A 6160-nucleotide genomic window follows, 5' to 3' on the forward strand; every position below is an offset into this window, starting at 1 on the left:
TACCGGTACAGCTCATGCTTGTTGCGCCTTCGCCAAAATATTCAACAATTGCACCAGTTCCACCTTTTACAGTAAGAATACCTGCAACTTTAAGGATTACATCCTTAGCAGATACCCATCCACTTAATTTTCCGGTAAGTTTGATGCCTATTAATTTAGGGAATTTTAGTTCCCACGGTAATCCTGCCATTACATCACAAGCATCAGCACCACCAACACCTATCGCAACCATACCTAAACCACCTGCATTTACAGTGTGAGAGTCGGTACCTATCATCATTCCACCCGGAAAAGCATAGTTTTCTAAAACAACCTGGTGAATAATACCTGCACCTGGTTTCCAGAAACCAATACCATATTTGTTTGAAACCGAAGCTAAGAAATCAAATACTTCCTTGCTTTCAGTGTTTGCAGCTGGTAAGTCAATTTCAGCACCATTCTTTGCAGTGATCAGGTGATCGCAATGAACAGTAGAAGGAACAGCAACTTTTGGTCTGCCTGCCTGCATAAATTGCAATAAAGCCATTTGTGCAGTAGCATCTTGCATGGCCACACGGTCAGGAGCAAAATCTACATAATCAGTACCTCTTGTGTAAGCGGTATTTGTATTTCCATCCCAAAGGTGGGCGTAAAGGATTTTTTCTGAGAGTGTTAAAGGTCTGCCTACTAATTTACGGGCCGCCTCAACGCGGGGGCCAAAGTTTGCATACACCTTTTTGATCATTTCTATATCAAAAGCCATTGATAATATGTGTTAAAAGGGTAAGTTATTCTTATTATTTTGTAGCGAATTTACAAAAAAAAACAGGGGTAGGACATCATCTGCATATCATTATATTATTTATACCTATTCTAAATAATGTAACAGACTTAATGGCTTAAATATCTGCAAAATAGTTGCGATCATTTCTGAACACTGCTGTCCATTTATGAACACTTTTATTTTTTGTAGTGCTTATAATTATCTGTTTTTTAGGGTGTTAAATTGTTTTTGTGTTTTGGCCTAACCTTAGCTGTTCAGATCATGAAAAATTAAAGAGAATCGAAACGATAACCCAGTTCAGAAAAATGTTTCAACACTCTTGGTAATGCATAATACATCCGGTCGTAGGCTTTCAAACTGTCGTGAAAAACTACAATAGACCCGTTGCTTGTATGCTTAATCACATTGTTGAAGCACTTGTGAGGTGCCAGGTTGATGTCAAAATCGCCGCTAAGTACATCCCACATAATGATTTGAGTTTCCGGGTTCATTGCACGGATGTTGGTGATCTGAGATTTTTTAATTCTGCCGTAAGGTGGACGAAATAAATTCGTGTTAGTTAATTCCTGACACTTTTGGAAGTTTTTAGTGTATATTTCATCCGGCGTTTTCCATCCTTTTAAATGGTTAAAAGTATGGTTGCCGATGCGATGGCCTTCGTTCTTTATCTTCTCAAAAATATCAGGATGTTTGTGAATATTATCTCCGATGCAAAAGAATGTTGCTTTTGCGTTAAAGCTTTTTAAAGTTTTTAATGCAAAGTCTGTAACATCTGGTATGGGTCCATCGTCAAAGGTTAAATAAATAACTTTTTGATCCCGGTTCTTGTGCCAGGTTAATGATGGGTAATACCATTTTAATAAAAGCGGGGATTTTATCAGGTACATGCCCAAACTTAGAGAAAATTTTAATTTTATTGGCTTCTTTTAAGCCTTAAGAGAAAATAGAGGAAGAGAAGAAGCAATAAAATGCAGTTGTTGTACCTGAAAATTTACAAAACGAATAAGTTGTTTATATTAATATTGTGAAAACTAAATTATGAAAAAAATTAACCCTTATAGTACATTGCCCAAATTAACCTTAGCACTCTCTCTTATCTTTATTACGGGTTTTGTGCAAAAATCTAACGCTCAAGAGATTATTACCATACAACAAGCAATAGAAGAAACTTTACATAACAACCTTCAGGTAAAAAAATCACAGTACAGTGAGGATCTTGCCGGTCAAAATTTGAAGCAATCAAAATTAGCGCTATATCCAACATTGAATGCAGGTGCTGATCAGAATATGGGCTGGGGACGTAATAATCTCGGTAATACGGGTATTTATGAGAATACGCAGAATTATAGCTTTAGTCCGGGAGCAAGTTTAGGTTTTGATTTGTTTAATGGCCTTTCAAAAATAAACCAGATCAAACAAAATAAAATACTTCTTGAGGCAGGAAAAGCCAATACGGATAAAATTAAGAATGATCTAATTCTTCAGGTAATTACCTCTTACATGGAGATTTTGTATAATAAGGATCGTTTATCTGCTGCAAAACAACAATTATCTGTAGCACAGCAACAACAGAAACAACAGCAAGAACTTTTGGATGTTGGAAATAAAACACTTGCTGATTTAGCAGAATCTAAATCACAAACTGCTACGGCACAGTTGGATGTTACTACTGCAGAAAATGCACTTAGCATTTCTTATTTGACCCTGGCCCAGTTAATGGATATTCCCTCTTCGACAAAATACGATGTACAGGCGCCGGTACTAGCTGAATTCAATAAGCCATCTACAAATTACAATGCAGAGCAAGTATATTCAGATGCAATAAATCTTTTCCCAGATATTAAGCTAGCAGCACTTCAAACTGCTTCCGCAAAAAAGGGGATCGATGTAGCAAAAGGTAGTTTATACCCACGATTAACTTTAAGCGGAAGTTATGGATCTTTTTATAACTATAATTATAATCTTCCGGCAAATGTTCAGAATCTGTCTTTTAGTAACCAGATAAAAAACAATGTTTCGAAAGGAGTTGGTATAGGTTTGAGTATTCCAATATTCAATGGCTTACAATCTAGAATAGGGGTAAAGAAAGCAAGAATTAACTTTTTGCAAACTCAGGCTGATGAACAGCTGACAAAAAACAACTTAAATAAGATTATTTATCAGGCAGTAGCCGATCTAAAGGCTGCCGGAAGCACTTATGAATCTACAACCAATACTTTTAATGCCAGAAAAGAGGCCTTTTCGGTAATTGAGCAACGTTATAACGTTGGTTTAGTTAACTCTTTAGATTACAACACTTCGTTAACAAATAAGAATAAAGCAGAAATAGACATGATCAGAGCTAAGTATGATTTGCTTTTTAAAGCAAAGGTGATTGACTATTACTTAGGTAAACAAATAGTTTTCTAGGAGCAGCATAATAAATTCGCACAATTTATTGCCCCTTGATTATAAATGATAAAAAAATAAATAAACTCAAATGAAACTAAAACCCATACTAATTGCAATAGGAGTTATTCTCGTATTATTGGCGGTAGCAAAATTTACCGGCTTAATAGGAGGAGATAAGACCGAGAAGGTGACGATTGAAAAGGCGGCTGACAGAAAAGTTGTTGAAACGGTTACTGCCAGTGGAAAAGTACAGCCTGAAACTGAAGTAAAACTAAGCTCTGAAGTATCGGGTGAGGTTACTGAACTTTTGGTTAAAGAAGGTGATGTGGTTAAAAAAGGCCAATTGCTGATTAAAGTTAGGCCAGATGTACTTCAGTCAGGATTTGAAAGAGCTGTAGCTTCAAATAATACTCAGAAAGCCCAGGTAGTGGCTGCAGAGCAACWGTTGAAACAAGCCAATGCAAATTTTGATAATACTGAAGCCAGCTATAAAAGAAGTCAGGAACTTTTTACTAAAAAAGTGATCTCAGCTTCAGAATTTGATGCCGCCAAAGCGCAATATTTTGGTGCCTTAGCCGATATCGCCAGGTTGAAAGCTATGGTTACCAGTGCAAAATACAGCTTGCAGGAAGGTGGTGCTAATGTTAAAGAGGCAGGAGCTAACCTTGCTAAAGCTACTATATACGCTCCGGTTGATGGAGTTATCTCTAAATTGTCAGTTGAATTGGGAGATCGTATTCTTGGTACAGCTCAAATGGCAGGTACAGAGATTATGCGTATTTCCAACTTGTCATCTATGGAAGTAAACGTGGATGTGAATGAGAACGACATTAACAGGGTAAATGTTGGTGATAGCTCTATTATAGAGGTTGATGCATTTGCCGATACAAAATTTAAAGGCATTGTAACTGAAATAGCAAGTTCATCTAAAGATGTGGGTACCGCAACAAGCACTGTGGATCAGGTAACGAATTTCAACGTTAAGGTTCGTATTTTAGCTGAATCATATAGTAATATTAAGGGAGGAGCAAAAGATCTTCCATCTCCATTCAGACCAGGAATGTCTGCAACAGTGGATATCGAAAGTGAATCTTTAAAAGGGTTAGCAATTCCTATTCAATCTGTATTTACAGAAGATAAGTCTAAAGCCGAAAAGCCTGCTGATAATGATCAAAATGTAGACAAACAAAAATCTAAGCTTTCTGATAAAACCATTAAACAGTATGTATATGTGTTTAATAATGGCACAGTAAAACGTACTGAGGTTACTACAGGAATTCAAAATGATCAATACATCATTATTAAATCCGGGCTTAAAGCGAATCAGGAAGTGGTAACAGGTCCTTACTCTGCAATTCAAAACAGATTAAAGGATGGTATGAAAGTAGAAAAAACCACTAAGGATCAATTGTTTGCTGCTCCCAAATAGAAAGTAAGCGATATCAGTCATTTAAAATAAGTAAATTGCCCCCGGTTTAAAACAATAAACCGGGGTTTTTTATTTATAAGTTATGATACCTAAAGTTGCAATGATTGGTGGCGGTAGTTGGGCTACTGCAATCATAAAAATGCTTTCAGATAATTTTACTGCTAAGGAAATCTATTGGTGGATGCGCAATCAGGAATCGATAACGCATTTGCAGAAGTATAAGCATAACCCGAATTATCTGAGTTCTGTTGAAATCAGAATTCCTGAAGATAATATATCCAACAATATCTCTGATATTATTGAAAAGGCAGAGTACATCATTTTGAATGTGCCGGCAGCATTTTTAAAGGAGACACTGGATGGTGTGAGCCCGGAACAATTAAAGGGAAAGAAGATCATTTCCGCAATTAAGGGGATTGTACCAGATGAAAATCTAATCATTGGTGAATTTCTTAATCAAAAATATAATGTGCCGTATGAAGATATAGTAGTTATAAGCGGGCCTTGCCATGCAGAAGAGGTTGCTTTGGAGAAATTGTCTTATCTAACTATTGCTTCTACCAATTTGGAGCTTGCCGCAATCTTTGCAAGGTTGTTGGCCACAAGGTATATTAAAACCAATATTTCTGATGATATTTTTGGTACTGAATATGCTGCTGTTCTGAAGAATATTTATGCCGTAGCCAGTGGGATTTGCCATGGCGTAGGTTATGGAGATAATTTCCAGGCGGTGTTAATATCTAATGCTATCAGGGAGATTAAAAGATTTGTAGATGCCGTTCATCCCATTTCGAGGGATATTAAAGAGTCGGCCTATCTAGGAGATTTGCTGGTTACGGCATATTCTCAATTTAGCCGTAATCGGACTTTTGGCAATATGATTGGCAAAGGTTATACTGTAAAATCAGCACAATTAGAGATGAATATGGTAGCCGAAGGTTATTATGCGGTAAATTCTATGCACCATGTAAACAAGAAATATAAGGTTGATATGCCAATTAGCAGGGCTGTTTATGCTATTCTATACGAAAAGCATTCGCCCCATATTGAAATGCGCTTGCTTACAGAGCAACTCAATTAAGTAAACAAAATGTKGATATAGTTGTTTTTTATATAAACAGATAACTATGAAAACAAAATTTGCGATGGGCTTATTAGCTCTGGCGCTATGCACAGCCGTTTCTTTTAACAGTAATGCACAGGATAAGAAAAAGGAAACAGTAGGCGGGGCACTCGATAAAACTGGTAAAGCAATAGGCAAAACAGCGAAAAAGGTAGGAAACAAAACGGCTGAAGTAGCTGTAAAAGGCAGTGCTAAAGTTGTTGATCAGACCTATAAAGGGAAAATGGCACCTGATGGCACAGATGTATATATTGACGGCAAGAATAAGAAGTATTACATTAATAAAAAAGGAGCTAAGGTGTATCTTAAGGCTTCTGAGATTAAAGATAGACCAGTAAAACATTAAGCGCCTATAAAAAAGCCCTCCAGAATTTCTGGAGGGCTTTTTTCTTATAAAGAAGATCTATAATTAAGATCTGCGTTTTCTGTCGTTTCCGCCTTCACGTCTTCCGCC

Annotated in this window: 6 protein-coding genes; 4 read left to right on the forward strand and 2 right to left on the reverse strand. The window is 36.7% G+C overall.

Features of this window, described 5'->3' with window-relative positions:
* Positions 1-742 (reverse strand): aconitase family protein (locus AC1DDX_RS13675; RefSeq protein WP_477622157.1); only part of this gene is annotated, 742 nt, incomplete at its 3' end.
* A 290-nt stretch (positions 743-1032) separates the two neighbouring features.
* Positions 1033-1650 carry a polysaccharide deacetylase family protein gene (locus AC1DDX_RS13680; RefSeq protein WP_172661491.1) on the reverse strand — a complete coding sequence of 206 codons (618 nt, stop codon included), beginning with the start codon at positions 1648-1650 and terminating at the stop codon, positions 1033-1035.
* Positions 1651-1801: 151 nt separating this feature from the next.
* Here AC1DDX_RS13680 and AC1DDX_RS13685 point away from each other — a divergent pair, with 151 nt between their 5' ends.
* The 4 genes from AC1DDX_RS13685 (at position 1802) to AC1DDX_RS13700 (ending at position 6052) form a co-directional block, all read left to right on the forward strand.
* Positions 1802-3172 (forward strand): TolC family protein, encoded by a 1371-nt coding sequence (locus AC1DDX_RS13685; RefSeq protein WP_288882934.1) that lies wholly within the window; start codon positions 1802-1804, stop codon positions 3170-3172.
* Between the two features lie 70 nt (positions 3173-3242).
* Positions 3243-4583, forward strand: coding sequence for an efflux RND transporter periplasmic adaptor subunit (locus AC1DDX_RS13690; protein ID WP_477622158.1), 1341 nt, complete (start codon positions 3243-3245; stop codon positions 4581-4583).
* An 82-nt stretch (positions 4584-4665) separates the two neighbouring features.
* Entirely contained in the window at positions 4666-5664 is a 999-nt protein-coding gene (locus AC1DDX_RS13695; RefSeq protein ID WP_172661488.1) for an NAD(P)H-dependent glycerol-3-phosphate dehydrogenase, read from the forward strand.
* Between the two features lie 46 nt (positions 5665-5710).
* Entirely contained in the window at positions 5711-6052 is a 342-nt protein-coding gene (locus AC1DDX_RS13700) for a hypothetical protein (RefSeq protein ID WP_216854403.1), read from the forward strand.
* Positions 6053-6160: the final 108 nt, after the last annotated feature.

Source organism: Pedobacter sp. 10L46_2 (genome assembly GCF_056395165.1).

Coding starts and splice junctions, on each gene's coding strand:
- AC1DDX_RS13695 (WP_172661488.1), top strand. CDS start 4,666: ATGATACCTAAAGTTGCAATGATTGGTGGCGGTAGTTGGGCTACTGCA.
- AC1DDX_RS13685 (WP_288882934.1), top strand. CDS start 1,802: ATGAAAAAAATTAACCCTTATAGTACATTGCCCAAATTAACCTTAGCA.
- AC1DDX_RS13680 (WP_172661491.1), bottom strand. CDS start 1,650: ATGTACCTGATAAAATCCCCGCTTTTATTAAAATGGTATTACCCATCA.
- AC1DDX_RS13700 (WP_216854403.1), top strand. CDS start 5,711: ATGAAAACAAAATTTGCGATGGGCTTATTAGCTCTGGCGCTATGCACA.